The sequence below is a fragment of the Rhizobium etli CFN 42 genome (assembly GCF_000092045.1).
In the GTDB taxonomy this organism is placed as follows: domain Bacteria; phylum Pseudomonadota; class Alphaproteobacteria; order Rhizobiales; family Rhizobiaceae; genus Rhizobium; species Rhizobium etli.
This window is the reverse complement of sequence record NC_007761.1, coordinates 4313738-4330826: the sequence shown is the minus strand read 5'-3', so window position 1 is coordinate 4330826 and position 17089 is coordinate 4313738. Positions and strand designations below refer to the sequence as shown.

At 61.3% G+C, this 17089-nt stretch carries 15 protein-coding genes and 1 pseudogene; 6 read left to right on the top strand and 10 right to left on the bottom strand.

Going from position 1 to position 17089, the window contains the following annotated elements; translation table 11 throughout:
* Positions 1-4: 4 nt before the first annotated feature.
* The 5 genes and pseudogenes from RHE_RS34395 (at position 5) to bfr (ending at position 6804) form a co-directional block, all read left to right on the top strand.
* Positions 5-949, top strand: a complete 945-nt coding sequence (locus RHE_RS34395) for an ImuA family protein (protein ID WP_011427268.1) — start codon at positions 5-7, stop codon at positions 947-949.
* Positions 861-2408, top strand: a complete 1548-nt coding sequence (locus RHE_RS20875) for a Y-family DNA polymerase (RefSeq protein ID WP_276328763.1) — start codon at positions 861-863, stop codon at positions 2406-2408. Before RHE_RS34395 ends, RHE_RS20875 begins: the two co-directional genes overlap by 89 nt.
* Positions 2405-5860: an error-prone DNA polymerase gene (locus RHE_RS20870; protein WP_042119124.1), complete on the top strand. Its 3456-nt coding sequence runs from the start codon at positions 2405-2407 to the stop codon at positions 5858-5860. Before RHE_RS20875 ends, RHE_RS20870 begins: the two co-directional genes overlap by 4 nt.
* A 93-nt stretch (positions 5861-5953) precedes the next feature.
* Positions 5954-6353, top strand: a pseudogene (locus tag RHE_RS20865) ((2Fe-2S)-binding protein).
* Complete coding sequence (gene bfr, locus RHE_RS20860) at positions 6319-6804, top strand: bacterioferritin (RefSeq protein ID WP_020922610.1); 486 nt, start codon at positions 6319-6321, stop codon at positions 6802-6804. The pseudogene RHE_RS20865 and the gene bfr overlap by 35 nt, the downstream one beginning before the upstream one ends.
* Before the next feature lie 48 nt (positions 6805-6852).
* Here the strand turns inward: bfr and RHE_RS20855 are convergent, their stop codons facing one another.
* The 6 genes from RHE_RS20855 to rsfS form a co-directional block, all read right to left on the bottom strand.
* Positions 6853-7386 carry an RNA pyrophosphohydrolase gene (locus RHE_RS20855; RefSeq protein ID WP_011427263.1) on the bottom strand — a complete coding sequence of 178 codons (534 nt, stop codon included), beginning with the start codon at positions 7384-7386 and terminating at the stop codon, positions 6853-6855.
* A gap of 25 nt (positions 7387-7411) precedes the next feature.
* On the bottom strand, positions 7412-8608 hold the full coding sequence (locus RHE_RS20850) for a divergent polysaccharide deacetylase family protein (protein ID WP_042119122.1): 1197 nt from the start codon (positions 8606-8608) through the stop codon (positions 7412-7414).
* Between the two features lie 76 nt (positions 8609-8684).
* Positions 8685-10007, bottom strand: a complete 1323-nt coding sequence (locus RHE_RS20845; RefSeq protein WP_003543943.1) for a S41 family peptidase — start codon at positions 10005-10007, stop codon at positions 8685-8687.
* Positions 9997-11397, bottom strand: coding sequence for a murein hydrolase activator EnvC family protein (locus RHE_RS20840; protein WP_011427260.1), 1401 nt, complete (start codon positions 11395-11397; stop codon positions 9997-9999). The genes RHE_RS20845 and RHE_RS20840 overlap by 11 nt, the downstream gene beginning before the upstream one ends.
* 179 nt (positions 11398-11576) lie before the next feature.
* Positions 11577-12059 carry a 23S rRNA (pseudouridine(1915)-N(3))-methyltransferase RlmH gene (rlmH, locus tag RHE_RS20835; protein ID WP_011427259.1) on the bottom strand — a complete coding sequence of 161 codons (483 nt, stop codon included), beginning with the start codon at positions 12057-12059 and terminating at the stop codon, positions 11577-11579.
* Positions 12060-12175: 116 nt separating this feature from the next.
* Positions 12176-12619 (bottom strand): ribosome silencing factor, encoded by a 444-nt coding sequence (gene rsfS, locus RHE_RS20830; RefSeq protein ID WP_042119120.1) that lies wholly within the window; start codon positions 12617-12619, stop codon positions 12176-12178.
* Positions 12620-12828: 209 nt separating this feature from the next.
* On the opposite strand from rsfS, the gene RHE_RS20825 reads away from it, so the two are divergent.
* Positions 12829-13206, top strand: a complete 378-nt coding sequence (locus RHE_RS20825; RefSeq protein WP_011427257.1) for a winged helix-turn-helix domain-containing protein — start codon at positions 12829-12831, stop codon at positions 13204-13206.
* Here the strand turns inward: RHE_RS20825 and modC are convergent, their stop codons facing one another.
* The 4 genes from modC to RHE_RS20805 form a co-directional block, all read right to left on the bottom strand.
* Positions 13207-14274: a molybdenum ABC transporter ATP-binding protein gene (gene modC / locus RHE_RS20820; protein WP_011427256.1), complete on the bottom strand. Its 1068-nt coding sequence runs from the start codon at positions 14272-14274 to the stop codon at positions 13207-13209.
* Positions 14271-14972: a molybdate ABC transporter permease subunit gene (gene modB / locus RHE_RS20815; RefSeq protein ID WP_042119117.1), complete on the bottom strand. Its 702-nt coding sequence runs from the start codon at positions 14970-14972 to the stop codon at positions 14271-14273. The genes modC and modB overlap by 4 nt, the downstream gene beginning before the upstream one ends.
* A gap of 265 nt (positions 14973-15237) precedes the next feature.
* Positions 15238-16029 carry a molybdate ABC transporter substrate-binding protein gene (gene modA, locus RHE_RS20810; RefSeq protein WP_011427254.1) on the bottom strand — a complete coding sequence of 264 codons (792 nt, stop codon included), beginning with the start codon at positions 16027-16029 and terminating at the stop codon, positions 15238-15240.
* A gap of 438 nt (positions 16030-16467) precedes the next feature.
* Complete coding sequence (locus tag RHE_RS20805; RefSeq protein WP_244425800.1) at positions 16468-17067, bottom strand: nicotinate-nucleotide adenylyltransferase; 600 nt, start codon at positions 17065-17067, stop codon at positions 16468-16470.
* Between the last annotated feature and the right edge of the window lie 22 nt (positions 17068-17089).

The following is a 17089-nucleotide window of genomic DNA, read 5'->3' as shown; positions in this document are numbered from 1 at the left end:
CGCCATGGCGCAGAACGCCCTGGCGCGCGAGCGGCTTTTTGCGCTCCGCGAAACCATTGCCAAGCTGGAAGGAAAGCCCGCGCCGGCGCTTGCGGCGGCGGAGCAGGAAGCCTTGGCGGAAGGACGCAAGACACGCCAGCAGCGCAGTCTTCCACTCCTGCAGTTTGGAGTGGAGTTTGTCGATCGGGCGCTGGAAGGCGGCCTGCCTCTCGATGCGATTACCGAATTCCGATCCGCGCTGTCGCGCGATGCCGGCGCGGCAAGCGGACTGGCGATGGCGGTTGCAGCGCGGCTGCAGAAGCAGGAATCAGGTGCCGGCAAGCTTTTGCCGTTGCTCTGGATCGGCGATACGGTCGGCACGCTGGAGGCCGGCCGTCCCTATGCTCCCGGGCTTCGGAATTTCGGGTTGTGTCCGGAGCGATTTCTCCATGCCTCGCCGCGCAAGCTGGACGAAGCGCTCTGGCTGGCGGAGGCGGCGGTGGAAAGCGCTGCTTTCTCGGCCGTCATCTTCGAAGTGCGGGGCAACCCTGCGCATTTCGGTCTGACCGAAAGCCGCAGGCTCAGTCTCAGGGCGCATGCTGCCCGCCGTCCGCTCTTTCTTCTGCGGCAGGCAGGAGCGGAGGAGGCCAGCAGTGCGGCCTTGCGCCTGCATGTCGAACCGGCACCGTCTGGTCTGCGGCCGTTGCCGGATGGATCTAAGCTTGCCGGCAGTATCGGCAATCCGGTTTTCCGTCTCACGCTGGAGAAGAGTCGTAATTCGGCCCCGCTCTCCTTTCTCCTGGAGTGGAATCCTCATGAACGCGAATTTTTCCCTGTCGCCGAACCAAACCTCGTTCGTCCTCCAGGCGAACAGTCAGCGCATGCTGGCGCTCAGCTTCCCGCATCTGCCAACCGACCGTATCGCCCGCAGGCGATGGGGGGCCTCCTGGCGTTCGAAAGGGCGTCCTGAGGCACCATCCATCGTCTGTTCGGGCAAACTCAACAACGCCATGCGGCTGACGGCACTGGACGAATTGGCCGAGCGGCTGGGGTTGAAGAAGGAGCAGGGCGTTGCCGAAGCGCGCGCCATGTATCCGACGCTCGAGGTGGTGGAAGAGGATCCGGCGGCCGACCGCCGGCTGCTGGAGGCAATTGCCGACTGGTGCGACCGGTACACGCCATTGGTGGCGTTCGACGGCGAGGACGGCCTGTTTCTCGACATTACCGGCTGCACGCATCTCTTCGGCGGCGAAAAGGCGCTGCTCAAGGATGTTCTGTCGCGGCTCTTTCATATGGGGATCGATGCGCGCGGTGCGATCTCTTCGTCGCCGGGTCTTTCCTGGGCCGTGTCGCGTTTCGGGCAAAGCGGCGTGATCGAGGACGAGGAGACGGAGCGCGTGCTGATGTCCCTCCCGGTCGCAGCCTTGCGGCTGCAAGGGCAAACCGTCGATGCGCTGAAGAAGCTTGGTCTGAAATATATCGGTGACGTCATCAGTGCGCCGCGGGCACCGCTGACCCGCCGGTTCGGGCCGGAATTGCTTCTGCGTCTCGACCAAGCGCTAGGGCGTGAAGAAGAACCGGTTTCGCCCCGTCGTCCCGTCGCCAGCCTTTCGGCCGAAAGCCGTCTGATCGAACCTATCGGAACGGAGGAGCAGATCCTTGCGGTCACCAGGCAGGTCGCCGTGTCGCTGCAGCCGTCGCTGGAAGCACGAGGCGCCGGCGGACGGGTGTTCGAACTGGTTCTATTCCGTGTCGACGGCAGGGTCTTTCGTATTTCCGTCGGCGCTTCGCAACCGCTTCGCGAACCGAAATTTATCGCCGGGCTTTTTTCCGAGCGACTGCAGGCGGTCTATGATGATCTCGATGCCGGCTATGGTTTCGAGATCGTGCGGCTGAATGTGCTGCGGCACGATCCCTTCAACGAAGCCCAAACTGATTTCGAGGGAGATCGGCAGGGAGAAATTTCGCTTTCGGCTTTCGTCGACCGCGTCTCTGCTCGGCTGGGTGCGGATTGTCTGCAAAGCTTCCAGCTTCGTGAGAGCCATGTGCCGGAACGCGCCGTCATCGCTGTTCCGACGACGGACAAGCTTTCAAGACGGGGGAAGGCCGAACAGGACGGCTCTCTTCCTTTCCGCCAAGAGCGTCCGTTGCGGCTTTTTGCAACGCCGGAGCCTGTCGAGACCGTACTCGCCGAAGTGCCCGATGGTCCGCCACAGATCTTTCGCTGGCGGCGCATGCAGCATCAAGTGGCCAAAAGCGAGGGTCCGGAGCGGATTGCCATGGAGTGGTGGATCGACGGAAGCGACGCGGAGGCGCGTGACTATTTTCGCATCGAGGATGAAGCCGGACATCGTTTCTGGATCTACCGCCGAGGCTTCTATGGTCAGGAGCTTAGCCCTCGATGGTTCATGCACGGGGTCTTTGCATGATGACCGAGCCCGCATTTTTCGAAATTGGCGCCAGGACGAATTTCTCGTTTCTCGAAGGTGCCTCCGGCCCTGAGGAAATGGTCGTACAGGCCGCTCATCTTCGGCTTGGTGGTCTCGGGATCGCGGACCGGAATTCGGTTGCCGGCGTGGTCAGGGCGCATGCGCAGGCGCTGCAGATCGAAGAGAAGTACAAGAACAGACATGAGGCGGATTTTCAGACATGGGAAGGCGAGGAAATCCTCGATCCGATCAGGGTCCAGCCGGGTGCCCGTCTCGTCTTCTCCGATGGAACGCCTGACATTCTCGCCTATCCCAGCAATCGGCGGGGATGGGCAAATCTCTGCCGCCTTCTCAGCGCCGGCAATCTGAAGGAGGAAGCGGTCAAGGGAACCTGCATCCTGACGGAAACGGAATTCATGGAATGGGGAGACGAGATGATGCTTGCTGTCGTTCCCGATCGTACCCTTGTCGATCATCAGCGGGGCCAGTCGGCGCTGGAGGATTATCTGGAACGGTTTCGCAGACGGTTCCGCAAGGCTTTTTTTATGGCGCTGGCGCCAGCCTATGACGGCCGCGACAGGCAGGTCTTTGCGGTGCTTGCCACGCTTGCCGCCCGAAATCGCGTGCCGTTGATTGCCACCAACCAGCCGCTTTACCACCATCCCGAACGCCGGCCGCTTTCGGATGTCGTGATCGCGATCCGAGAGCATGTGCAGATATCGCAAGCTGGATTCCTGCTGGCGCCGAATGCCGAGCGCTACCTCAAGGGTTCACGTGAAATGGTCCGGATCTTCCGTGACTATCCTGGTGCGATCGAAAATACGCAGGCCTTTTTTGGCAGGTTGAGCTTTTCGCTGAAGGAACTGGAGCATAATTATCCGCCTGAAAACGATCCCGGCGAAACACCGCAGGAGACGCTTGAAAGGCTGACGAGAGCGGGAGCAATCAAACGCTATCCCGAGGGTGTGCCGCCCAAGGTGGTAAAGCAGATCGATTATGAACTGAAACTCATCGGCGACAAGAACTACGCTTCATACTTCCTTACGGTTCACAGGATCATCCAGCACGCCCGTTATGACCTCAAGGTTTTGTGCCAGGGACGCGGATCGGCGGCGAATTCGGTCATCTGCTATTGCCTTGAAATAACGGAGGTCAATCCTGAAAAGAGCACGCTGCTTTTCGACCGTTTCATTTCGATGGATCGCGACGAACCGCCGGATATCGACGTCGATTTCGAGCATGACCGCCGTGAAGAGGTCATCCAGTTCATCTATAGAACCTACAAAAGAGAACATGCCGGGCTGACGGCAGGGGTTACCACCTACCGCACCCGTTCGGCCGGTCGCGAGGTCGCCAAAGCCTTCGGCCTGTCGGAGGATGTTCAGTCGGCGATCAGCAGCCTCGTCTGGGGCTGGTCGGAGGACAATCTCTCCGATCGGGATGCCAAGGCGGCCGGTCTCGACGTCAAGGATCCAGTGACGCAGAACGTGTTGAAATATGCCTCCGAGCTTCTCGGCTTTCCGCGTCACCTCACTCAGCATGTCGGCGGCTTCGTCATCACACGGGACCGGCTCGACGAGGTCGTGCCGATCATGAAGACGGCGATGCCGGATCGCTACATGATCGAATGGGACAAGGACGATCTCGACAACGTCAAGATCCTCAAAGTGGATATACTGGCCCTCGGCATGCTGACCTGCCTGCGGAAGGCATTTTCGCTGCTTGAACTGCATTATGATGTCAAGAAGGCGCTCGCAGACCTCGGCAACAGGGAGCATGGGGAGGAGGGCAGGCCGGTCTATGAGATGATGGGCCGGGCCGATACGCTTGGCGTCTTCCAGATCGAAAGCCGGGCGCAGATGAGCATGCTGCCGCGTCTCAAGCCGAAGATATTCTACGACCTCGTTATCGAGGTGGCGATCGTCCGGCCGGGGCCGATCCAGGGCGATATGGTCCATCCCTATTTGAAACGCCGGGAGCAGCGCGCCAGGAACATCCCGATCGACTATCCGAGCAAGGAGCTGGAAGCGGTTCTCGAAAGAACCCTCGGCGTCCCCCTGTTTCAGGAGCAGGCGATGCAGATCGCGATCACCGCTGCAGGATTCAAGCCGGCCGAGGCCGACAAGCTTCGCAGGGCGATGGCGACATTCAAGCGAACCGGTACGATCGGCGATTTCGAGAAGCGGTTCATCGAGGGCATGGTCTCAAAGAACTACGATCCCGAGTTCGCAAAACAATGTTTCAATCAGATCAGAGGCTTCGGTGAATACGGCTTTCCGGAAAGCCATGCCGCCTCCTTCGCACTGCTGGTTTATGCCTCGTCATGGCTCAAGGCCTATTATCCCGATGTCTTCTGTGCGGCGATGCTGAACTCCCAGCCAATGGGCTTTTATGCGCCGGCCCAGCTGGTGCGGGATGCGCGCGAGCATGGGGTAAAGATCCTGCCGGTCGACATCAATGAATCGGACTGGGATTGTACTCTGGAAGAGGCCTCCTTCGACCGGGAGGCCATCGATTTTCGGCATGGCGAGATGGGCGGGATCATCAAGACCCGGCATGCTGTGCGGCTGGGCTTCCGGCAGATCAAGGGTCTCTCGTCGGACGATATGGAACGGCTCGTCGACAATCGAGGTCAAGGATATGGTTCGGTGCGCGATCTTTGGCTGCGGTCCGGTCTGCAGAAGTCCGTCATTGAGCGGCTGGCGGATGCGGATGCGTTCCGATCGATCCATCTGTCGCGCCGCGAAGCGCTTTGGGCTGTGCGGGCACTGGATGTGAAGAGTGCGGCCGAAGAGCTGCCTCTTTTCGAACAGGTCCGTCATCTCGACCTTCAGCCCGAACCCGCGGCGAAGTTGCCCGACATGCTGCCGGGCGAGCAGGTGATCGAGGATTATCGTTATCTTTCCCTGTCTCTGAAAGCGCATCCCGTCTCGTTTCTGCGGGAGGAATTGCGAAAGGCGGGCATTACACGCAATGTCGATCTTCTGACGGTGCCCAACGGGAAAAGGGTGACGATTGCCGGTCTGGTGCTGGTGCGGCAGCGCCCGGGTTCGGCCAAAGGCGTGATCTTCATGACGCTGGAGGACGAGACCGGGGTCGCCAATGCGATCGTCTGGAACAAGATGTTCGACAAATACCGGGCAGTCGTTATGGGAGCCCGGCTCGTGAAAATCCGCGGCAGGCTGCAAAGCCATAGCGGCGTGATCCATACGGTCGTCGAGCATATCGAGGACATGACGCCGGCGCTTGACATCCTGCAACGCGAGGCCCGGCGTTTTGGCGCCTGTGAGCGCGCGGACGAGGTGCTGAGGCCTGGGGTCGACCCACGGCAGAGAAAATTTGCGACTGCGCAGGAGAAGGCGGAATTGGAAAGACGGATGGGTGCGGCGGGCCGTCATGGCGGTGCGGCGGAAACTGCCGAGGTCATGCCGCGCGGGCGGAACTTTCATTGAACACGTCAAACGACCGACCGGGCACACCTGCATCATGCGCTCGCTGCAGAATTTCAGAGAATCTGCAACAGGCCGCGTCCATCGCTTCAATCGATCCGGTCGGGCTCGAATTTTTTCTTGACAGCCACCATCTTCTTTAGCAGAAAACACGATAGTCAGTGTCATGTTTGGAAATGAAGACGTGCTTGTCTGCAGCTGCAATTATATAACCGACAAGGAAATCCGGGAGGTTATCACCAACCTACTCGACGAAGATTGTTGGCAGCTTATCGTGCCTGCGAAGGTCTATCATGCGATGGAAAAGCGCGGTCGCTGCTGCGGCTGCTTCCCCAACGTGGTCGACATCATCATCCAGACGACCGAGGAATATCACGCCCGTCGCCACTCGACGGAGGCCGAAATATTTGATTTCATGTCGCGCTTGAAGCAATTCCATGAGGAAAACAGGAGAGCGGACATTGAAAGGCGACAAAAAGGTCATCGAGCGGCTTAACGAGGCACTGTTCCTCGAACTCGGGGCAGTCAACCAATATTGGGTTCACTATCGTCTTCTCGAGGATTGGGGCTACACCAAGCTCGCCAAGAAGGAACGCGCCGAATCCATCGAAGAGATGCATCATGCCGACCGGCTCGTCGCCCGCATCATCTTCCTCGAAGGCCATCCCAATTTGCAGACTCTGGCCCCTCTGCGTATCGGCCAGAACGTCAAGGAAGTCCTCGAAGCCGATCTCGCCGGCGAGTATGACGCCCGCACGGCCTACAAGAAGTCGCGCGATATTTGTTATGAAGCTGGCGATTATGTGTCGATGAAGCTGTTCGAAGAGCTGCTGGCCGATGAAGAAGGCCATATCGACTTCCTCGAAACGCAGCTCGATCTGCTCGAGAAAATCGGCGAAAGCAAATACGGCCAGCTCAACGCCGATTCCGCCGACGAAGCCGAATAATTCGGATCGGATGCAGGCCGGTTGACGCGGCCTGCATCGTCCTCTTGATCAGTCTTCCGATTGCAGCGCCGCCAAATGCCGGAATTCGGCTATCACCTGGTCATAGACGGCGCGCTTAAAGGGGACAATCAGGCCCGGCAGCTCCTGCATCGGCTTCCATTCCCAGGCATCGAATTCGGGATCGTGGCCGCCGGGCGGCGGATTGATGGCGATCTCGCTCTCGTCGCCCTCGAAGCGGAAGGCGAACCAGCGCTGCGTCTGGCCGCGAAATTTCCCTTTCAGCCCGATGCCGATCAGCGACGGCGGCAGATCGTAATTGATCCAATTGCTTGCTTCGGCGAGCAGCGTCACCGTTCTGATGCCGGTTTCTTCATAGAGCTCGCGGTAGGCGGCATCCAGGGGATTCTCGCCCTTGTCGATGCCCCCCTGGGGCATCTGCCAGAGCTGCGGCGAGCCGTCATATTCGGAATTGCCGTCGGGAATGCGTCGGCCGGCCCAGACCAGGCCATCGCGGTTCAGGATCATCACGCCGACGCATGGGCGATAGGGCAGATCCTCGGCTTTCACGGTCGCCTGGCTCATCTTCTTCTCCGTTGAGGACATCATCTCAGGGGTTTCTGGGGTCCTTCGAAAGCGCCGCAACGCCGACGATCTCGATGCCGCGCATCGAAGCCTCCTCGCTCCACTTGGCAATGGCGTCGACGCTTTCGTCAAAAGCCGAGGCGATGCCGATCGCCTGGCCGTTCTTGCGAGCGACACGCTCGAGCTCGTCGAGTTTTTTCAGGATGGCGTTGACGTCGAGCTGGCCGTCGAGCTGCAGATCGGCAAAGGCATAGGGCAGTTCGGTCCCCTTGGCGACATCAGCCGTTTTCGACTGCGCCGACGTCCCGTCGTCGAGGAAGAGCAGGCCACGTTTGCCGATATCGCGCATGATGGGCTCCATGGCGGCAGGGTCGGAAAGGAAACGGCCGCCGAGATAGTTCAGGATGCCGGTGTAATTGGTGATCTCGCCCATCGCCTTGTGCAGGTTCTCGATGTTGCGGGCGACCGGCTTTGAGGTTAGCAGAGTCTCCGGGCCTGGATCGTTTGCCGGGTAATCAAACGGCTCCAGCGGCACCTGCAGAAGGATTTCATGGCCGCCGCGCCGGGCTTCCTGCATCCAGCGCTGGAGGCTGTTGCCGCTTGCGGCAAAGGCCAGCGTGATCTCCTCGGGCAATTCGGCGATGGCGCGCTGCGTTCCCGTCTGGCTGAGCCCAAGGCCGCTGACGACAATGGCGACGCGTACACCCCGGGCGCCGGACGAGGGACGGGCATACTGATCCATCGGCCGTCGACCGTCGGGGCCGACGATCGGCAGCCTGCCATAGGCCGAATCCTCAAGCAGTGTCTCGTTCGGCAGCGCCGCCATGCGCGGATCCTGGCCGATCTGCATGGCATCGACCAATACCGGTCCGCTGCCGTCGCGGGGGCGGGGGCTGTATTTGGTGACGACAGACCCGTCACCGGTGACCATCTGCTCGACATTGGCGCCCGAACGCGGTTCGGCACGCGGCATGCCATCCGCCGCCTGGCCGGCCGGCGTCTGCGCTGGTTGAGGTGTGCTCGACGAGGGCGCTGCCGCTTGCTCGGTTGCCGGCGGTTTTTTGCGTTCGAGCCCGTCGCCACGAAATGCCGTATAAAGGGAGAAGCCGCCTATCGCAAAAAGACACAGACTGGCGGCGATGCGGCCGAGGCGCAGCACTCCCGGCCGCCGGCTGCCGGTTTTGCGGTTGCGCCCCAAAGGCGCATGCAGGTCCGTTCCCAATTTTCTCGCCCGCTCCAAACCGGGAAACAGCAGAAAGGGTCAAGGCCGGGCGAGTGCCCGGCCTTGCAATGATCGATTACTTGGCGACGACGGCCTTGTCTGGGTTCGGCGGAAAGGCCGGATCGGTCTTCTTGCCGCGCAGAAGGTCGAGCGCGTAGTTCAGCTGAACGTCATCCTTCGGGTCCGGCGGCACATAGGCAACGGAGCCCGAACCTTCGTCGGTTTCGCTCTGGCCCTTGATGTGACCACGCAGGCTGGATTCACCCTCGGTCACCATCTTGCCCTGCAGTTCCTCCGGCAGCGGCTCCTCGACCTTGATGTCGGGGGTGATGCCGGTGCCCTGGATCGAGCGGCCCGACGGCGTGTAATAGAGCGCCGTGGTCAGGCGCAGCGCGCCGTTTTCACCGAGCGGGATGATCGTCTGGACCGAGCCCTTGCCGAAGGAGCGGGTGCCAAGGACGGTGGCGCGGCGCAGATCCTGAAGCGCGCCGGCAACGATTTCCGATGCGGAGGCCGAACCGCCGTTGATCAGCACGATGACCGGTTTGCCGTCGGTCAGGTCGCCCGGGCCGGCATTGAAGCGGCGGGTTTCATCCGGATTGCGGCCACGGGTCGAAACGACCTCGCCACGCTGCAGCAAGGCGTCGGAGACATTGATCGCCTGGTCGAGCAGGCCACCCGGGTTAAGGCGCAGGTCGAGGACGTAACCCTTCAGCTTGTCGGCCGGAACGGTGTCCTTGATCTTCTTGATCGCCTTCTCCATGTCCGGGTAGGTCTTTTCGGTGAAGGAGATGATGCGGAGGTAACCGACATCGTCCTCGACGCGCGACTTGACGGCCTGGACAGCGACGACGTCACGGACGATCGTCAGTTCGATGGGCTTGTCGGCGCCCTTGCGGATCAGCGTCAGCTTGATCGGGGTATTGACGGCGCCGCGCATTTTTTCGACGGCGTCTTCCAGCTTCAGGCCGCGAACGGACTGCCCGTCGATCTCGGAGATGTAGTCGCCGGCGAGAACGCCGGCCTTGGCGGCGGGCGTGTCGTCGATCGGGGTGATGACCTTGACGAGCTCGTCCTCCATCGTGACTTCGATGCCGAGACCGCCGAATTCACCCTTCGTCTGGGTGCGCATGTCTTCGGCGTCCTTCGCATTCATATAGCTTGAATGCGGGTCGAGCGAAGACAGCATGCCGTTGATGGCGTTTTCGATCAGCTTGTCTTCGGCCGGCGGCGTGACATACTGCGCACGCACGCGTTCGAAGACGTCGCCGAATACAGAAAGTTCCTTGTATGTCGAGGATCCGGCCGCTTCTGCCGGCACACCTGCCGAGTAAATGACGCTCATCGCGGTCGCACCCATCAATGCGCCGACCAGAACAAGAGAAGCCCTACGAATCATTGCGTGCCTTTCCAGTGTCCTTGGCGGTCCACCACGGTCGAGAATCGACCGGTTTACCGTCTTTTCGAAATTCAATGTAAAGCGTTGGCCGGTCCGTTTCCAGCGCCAATGCAGTTGCGCTCGCCACTCTTTTCGCTCCCATCACGGCGAGCGGCTCGCCGGCGAAAACGAATTTTCCCTGGCGGGTATTGATCGTATCCATTCCCGAGAGAACCAGGTGATAGCCATCGCCCGCGTCAAGGATGATCATCTGGCCGTAGCTGCGGAAAGCGCCGGCAAAAACCACCAGGCCGTCTGCAGGCGCCGTCACCACTGTCTCCGGGTTGGTGGCGACGGTCATGCCCATGGCTTCATGCCCGGTGCCGTCGGCATCGCCGAACTGGCGCAGGATATCGCCTGCCACGGGCAGTTCCAATTTCGCCCTCAATTCTGCGAAGGGATATGCGGGCGCAATGCGGTTTTTATCGGGCACGCCGCTCTCGGCCAGCGCCTTCGCCTGAGCCCGCTGCTCGTCCGTCAAGAGCCGGCGGTTCTCCTCGGCCTGGCGGGCGGCGGCGGCCGCCTCGCGTACCGAGGCGATCTCGGATTCCATGGAGGCGACGAGGCCCTCGAGGCTGGTCGCCTTGCCCGCCAGTTCCTCGGACCGCTTCTTCTCGGCCTGCAGTTCGGCGGCGCTGCTGCGGCTGAGTTTGTCGTTTTCGGCAAGCAGCAGATCCATGCGCCGCTCTTCCTCGATGCTATCGGTCATCGTCGCCGTCAGCCGAGCCTTCTCGGCGGCGCTTGCCGTCTGCAGGGCGGCCAGGCTTGCGAGATCGGCGGCGAGCTTGTCGGTTTCCTTGCGGATGCCGGGCACGACGGCGCCGAGCAGGATGGCGCTGCGCACGGAAGCAAGCGCGTCGTCGGGCGTGACGAGCAAAGCCGGCGGCGGATTGCGGCCCATGCGCTGGAGTGCCGCCAGCACCTCGGCCAGCAGGCCGCGGCGTTCGTGCAGGGAACGGCGGATGCCATCCTCCTTGACGCCGAGGTCGGCAAGCTTCTTCTCGCTCTCGAGGATCTGTTTTTCCAGCCCCTTGCGGCGTGCGGCGGAATCGATCAGCGCCTGGCGAACGCTCTGCGTGCTCTTTTCCAGATTGCTGATGCTTTGCTGGAGCTCGCTCACCTTGTCCGAGGACAGGCTAATGGTCTTCGACAGGGCTTCGAGTTCGGCGCGGGTCTCATCCCGTTTGGCGGCAAGTTCGGCGGCCGGATCGGGCAGCGGCGCCTCGGCGGGTGGCGGGTTTGAAGATTGCGCCGCTTCCGGGGCGGCATCCTGGGCCCGGACCGAAAACGGGCTTGTCGAGACGAGGATGACCGCAACACCGAAACCGGCCGCAAGTGCCGGCAGAATCATGCGGTGTCGCCTGGTTGGAGTCGTCGTCATGCGTGTCCGGCACTCTGTCAAATTGCGCGGAGACTAAGCTGATTTGGCACGCTTTGCCAGAAAGTTTGCAGGAGAATGGCTGACGCAGCAAAACACGGCTGCGTGACAATGCGACGCAGTGTCAAAGAGATGGGTTCCACGTGGAACGTTCAGACGCGGTGATAGGGATGGCCGGACAAGATGGTGACAGCGCGGTAGAGCTGCTCGGCGATCAGCGTGCGGACCAGCTGGTGCGGCCAGGTCATTTTGCCCAGGCAAAGCGTGGCGTCGGCCCGGTCGTAAAGGGAGGGATCAAGGCCGTCGGCTCCGCCGATCGCAATCGTCAGCTCGCGTTTGCCCTGGTCACGATAGCCGCCGAGCAACTTGGCGAAGGCTTCGCTATCGAGCGCCTTGCCGCGTTCATCGAGAAGGATGAGAACGCTGCCCTCGGCCAGCGATTTCAGTAGCATCGCCGCCTCTTCGCGCTTGCGGGTCTCCGCATTGGAGGCACGGCTTTCGCCGACTTCGGCAACACGGGTGAATTCGAGGCCGACAGCAGAGCCGGCTTTGGCGAAACGATCGAGGTAACGGGCCACAAGATCCTTTTCGGGGCCGGACTTCAGCCGTCCCACCGCAAAAAGGCCGATTCGCATTTCCCCGCTCCTGCTCGTGACGGCATTTCAGGCGCACGATGCACCGCAGCCGGCTTCTTATCTTCCCGGCCAGTCAAATGCCGCATCTCAGACGCCGGACGTTGCCGGTTCGCCTGTCAGTGCCGTGTTTCTTCATCCATATCCGGAGCCGCCCACATCTTTTCGATGTTGTAGAACTCGCGGATTTCGGGGCGGAACACATGCACGATGATGTCACCGGTGTCGATCAGGATCCAGTCGCCGCCTTCCTGACCTTCGACGCGGGCTGAACCGAAGCCTTCGTCCTTGAGATCGGTGAGCAGGTGATCCGAGATCGCCAGGACATGCCTGTTCGAGCGACCGGAGACGACGATCATGTAGTCTCCAAGCGCCGATTTTCCGGCAATGTCGATGGTGACGATATCTTCAGCTTTGGAGTCCTCAAGGCTGGTGAGGACGGCTTCTAAGGCGCGGGCAGCGGCATCGGCGCCACGTTCCGCACTCTTCGGGACAACGGCGAGCGTTTTTCCCTTGGCGTGTACTGTTGTCAGTTTTTTCCCTTTCCTGGAATGACAAACCATGCACAACACGAGATCCGATCACGACCGGATCATGGTTAAGATAGGCATCAAACCACTAATGTTTCAAGACGTGCTAAGGTACAGAGCGGCCGAAAATCCGATCTGGCGCCCGAATTGAAGAATATTGCCGCCCAGGCTGCTTGTGCGGTCGGTGTACAGTTTCGGTACCGCGGCGTAAAGTGCCGCAAATTCCTCGATTTCTCGATTCGATGACCGACCCAGCCGCAAAAACACCTGTTCCCGTCCTGCGAATCAGCTTTCCGAACGAGCATCGTCTCGGTCACGGCAAGATGGAGCTGCTGGAGCATATCTGCGCGACGGGGTCGATCTCGGCGGCCGGGCGGGCGATGGACATGTCCTATCGCCGAGCCTGGCTGCTTGTCAGCGAGATGAACCGGATGTTCTCAGAACAGGTGGTGGAGCCGCAACGCGGCGGACAGAAGGGCGGCGGTGCGGCATTGACGCCATTCGGCGAAGAATTGCTCGCGCGTTTTCGCCGGATGGAAAAGACGGTGCGGGAGAGCCTTGCCGAGGATCTCGCCTGGCTCGAAGCCAAGCGAAATCTGCCGCCTGGCGAGCGCGGCTGATCAGCCTTCCAGGGCAACCGTCTTGATGATGGCGAAGACGGTCTTGCCTGGCCGAAGATCAAGGCGCTCGCAGGAGAGTGCGGTGATACGCGAAAGAATGGCGTCGCCGGCGCAATCGATCCGGATTTCGACCGTTCCGTCCTCGCCCGGCGATATCGCTTCGATCCTGCCTTCGAGAATGTTTAGCGCGCTGAGGCCCTCGGGCCTGGCGGTCGCTAGCATGACGTCGCGCGACGGGATGCGGATGCGCACTGGTCTGCCGGGCGTAAGCACTGCGCTCGGAATATGCAGTTGAGAGGATTTCAGAGTGACGGTCGACAAGCGGTGACGCGCATCGAAGCTTTCGACGGTGCCTTCGAGCAGCGCGCCGGCCTCTTTCCGGTCGGCGGCCGCAGACGGGCGGCTCAATATGTCGACGGCCGGGCCGGTCGCTTGCACCTTGCCGTCGCTGAGGACGACGACCTGATTTGCGAGCCGCGCCACCTCGGCGATCGAATGGCTGACATAGACGATCGGGATTTCGGTCTCATCGCGCAACCGCTCGAGATAGGGCAGGATCTCGGCCTTGCGGGCCTCGTCGAGGGCGGCAAGCGGCTCGTCCATCAGCAGCAGGCGCGGCGAGGAGAGAAGAGCACGGCCGATCGCGACCCGCTGCTTTTCACCGCCGGAAAGCTTTGCGGGGCTGCGTTCCAACAGCGTCTCGATGCCGAGTAGATCAATGATATGATCGAAGCTCTCGCTGCGTCCCGCCTTTGGGGCAAACCAGCGGCCGTAGGAAAGATTGGCGCGGACACTGAGGTGGGGGAACAGCCGCGCCTCCTGGAAGACATAACCGAAACGGCGGCGGTGTTTCGGGACGAAGATGCCAGCTGTCGTTTCGGTGAGGCGCTCGCCGTCAAGGACGACGCGGCCCCCGTCCGGCCGGGCGAGACCGGCAATGATGCGGATCAGCGAGGTCTTGCCGGAGCCGGAGCGCCCAAAAAATGCGGTTACACCGCCTTCGGAGGTGAAGGCGGCATCTAGCGAAAAGGCACCAAGCCTCTGTTTTGCCTCGACGATCAGCGTCATTCCGGATCGATCCTTCGGCCGGCGACACGAGCGAGCAATTCGGAGGCGAGCAGGGCGGCCATGGAAATGACGACGGCGACCAGCGTCAGCCGCAGCGCGCCGGCATCACCGCCCGGCAATTGGGTGAAGGTGTAGATCGCTGCCGGCAGCGTCTGGGTCTCGCCCGGAATATTGGAGACGAAGGTGATCGTCGCGCCGAATTCCCCCATCGCCTTGGCGAAGGAAAGGATCATGCCGGCGATGATGCCGGGCAGGGTCAGCGGCAGGGTGATCGTCAGGAAAACCCAGGCAGGCCCGGCGCCAAGCGTTCCGGCCGCCTCTTCCAGCCTGCGATCGACCGCCTCGATCGACAGGCGGATGCTGCGAACCATCAGCGGAAAGGCCATGACGGCGCAGGCAAGTGCGGCGCCCGTCCAGCGGAAGGAAAAGACGATGCCGAAATATTGCTCGAGCAGGCTGCCGATCGGGCCTCGGCGGCCGAAGAGGATCAAGAGAAGGAAGCCGGTGACGACGGGAGGCAGGATCAGCGGCAGGTGAACGGCGCCGTTCAGCACCGACTTGCCCCAGAAGCGGCCGCGGGCCAAGAGCAAGGCAACGAGGATGCCGAAGGGCAGGCTCGCCACCATGGCGACGATCGAGACGCGCAGGCTGAGCAGGATCGCCGTCCATTCCTCGTTGCTCAGGCCGAATATGTTCAACTGCGATTGTCTCCCTTGAAAATCCGGCATCACCCGACGCCTGCCCCTCATCCGCCTGCCGGCACCGCCGGGGGTCTAGCTACGGGTCTCGACCCGTCCTTCGGACCTCCGCTCGCGGGGCGAAGGGGCATCGCCGCAACCTCTCCGTCCCTCACTAACGTCTCGCAGGGCAACCATCCGCACGAAGTGGGCAGCCAGAATAGTAGGTCAGCAGCCTTGACGCTAAGCTGTCGCCCCTGATTCCGCAATCGTCTCAGCTTCTCAATCACTTCAGGATAGTGAAGCCCTGCGCCGTGAAGAAAGCGGCTGCATCGTCCGATTTCAGGAAATCGAGATAGGCTGCTGCATCCGGGTTCTTGCTGTCGGCAAGAATTGCCACCGAATAGATGATCGGTGGGTAGGAGTCGGCCGGGAAGGTGCCGACGATCGCGACACCCTTATCGGCCGCCGCGTCGGTCTGGTAGACGATGCCGTAAGGCGCTTCGCCGCGGGAGACCAGGGCGAGGGCGGCGCGCACGCTTTCGGCGCCGGCGACCTTGTTTTCGACCGATGTCCAGACGCCGAGCTTTTCCAGTGCGGCCATGCCGTATTTGCCTGCGGGAACCGATTTCGGCTCACCCATGGCAAGCCTGCCGTCACCGAGCAAATCGGCGAGATCGAAACCCTGTTTGATCTCTACCGGCTTCGCCTTGTCCTTTTCAGCCACGAGTACGATCCGGTTTCCGAGCAGGTCCGAACGGCTGTCGGCTTTGATCAGCTTCTTCTCGGCGAGATAATCCATCCAATCGCCATCGGCCGAAATGAAGATATCGGCCGGGGCGGCATTTTCAATCTGCTTGGCAAGCGCCCCGCTCGCCGCATAGGAGGCGACGGTTTCCTTGCCGCTCGCCCTGGTCCAGGCGGCATTGGCGGCGTCGAGCGCATTCTTGAGGCTCGCCGCGGCAAAGACGGTCAGTTTTTCGGCGGCTGCGGCCGGCGCCGGCAGCGCTGCCGCGCCTAACCAGAGAGCCGCGATCGCGGCGGTTGCTAGGTTCATCCATCGGCCGCGGTTCTGCATACTTTCACTCACCAGGATTCGAAATATTTCAAGGAATATAACGACTCTCACGGTTTGGCTAGCGATGTATCGAAGAAAATATAACTGTATCGATGGACATGGGCCTTACCTATTCATGAGGTGCATTGCTTTCGCGATCGGTCCGCCAGAGGACCGCAAGGGCAAAGACGCTCTTTAGGGTTTGCCGATTAAAACGGCAGCCTGCCAGGGCTCGCACCCGCAGTATTGCATCGTCCGCATTGCTGCATTGCACAAAATGACATTCACCTTCCCGCGGAATATGGTACAACACATCCATCGAAACGGCTTTCTCCTCCTCCCATAGCCGTTCGACAGGATCGGCAACACTCCTCCTCCCAGTTGTCGGTCGAGTTTATAAGCCCGACGGATCTCCTCCCCCGTCGGGCTTTCTCGTTTCCGGGATTTCCTTGAAAATAGCTATCCGACCGCGCCCGGCAAAGCGCCGTTGCGGATGGCCGTCGAGCTCAGGCCGGAGCGTGGGCCGTGGATGAAGGTCCAGGCCGGTGCCGGCTTCTTCCAGAGAACCCGCGCGTCGTCCTCGTCGATGCGGGCGAAATCGAAGGTCCTCGTCATTTTCGAAGAGAGATAGGAGAGTGTGGCGCCCGGTCGGTCGATCACGGCGATCGGAAAGGTGCGGGCGATCTCCTGCCATTTCTGCCATTTGTGGAAGGTCTGCAGGCTGTCGGCGCCCATGATCCAGATGAAATGCACATGCGGATTGCGGGCTTTGACGCGGGCCAGCGTATTGGCGGTGTAGCTGACGCCGAGCGCCTGCTCGAAAGCGGTGACCTTGATGCGCGGATCGGCGGCGACACGCTCGCTTTCGGCAATGCGCTCGGCGAGGGGCGCGAGAAGATTGCGGCTTTTCAGCGGGTTGCCGGGAGTCACCATCCACCAGAGCTGGTCGAGGCCGAGCCGCTTGATGGCGATTTCGGCGACGAGCGCATGGCCCTCATGCGGCGGATTGAACGACCCGCCGAACAGGCCGACGACCATGCCGCGCTCGCTGTGCGGCATGCGCAGATAACGCCGATCCAGC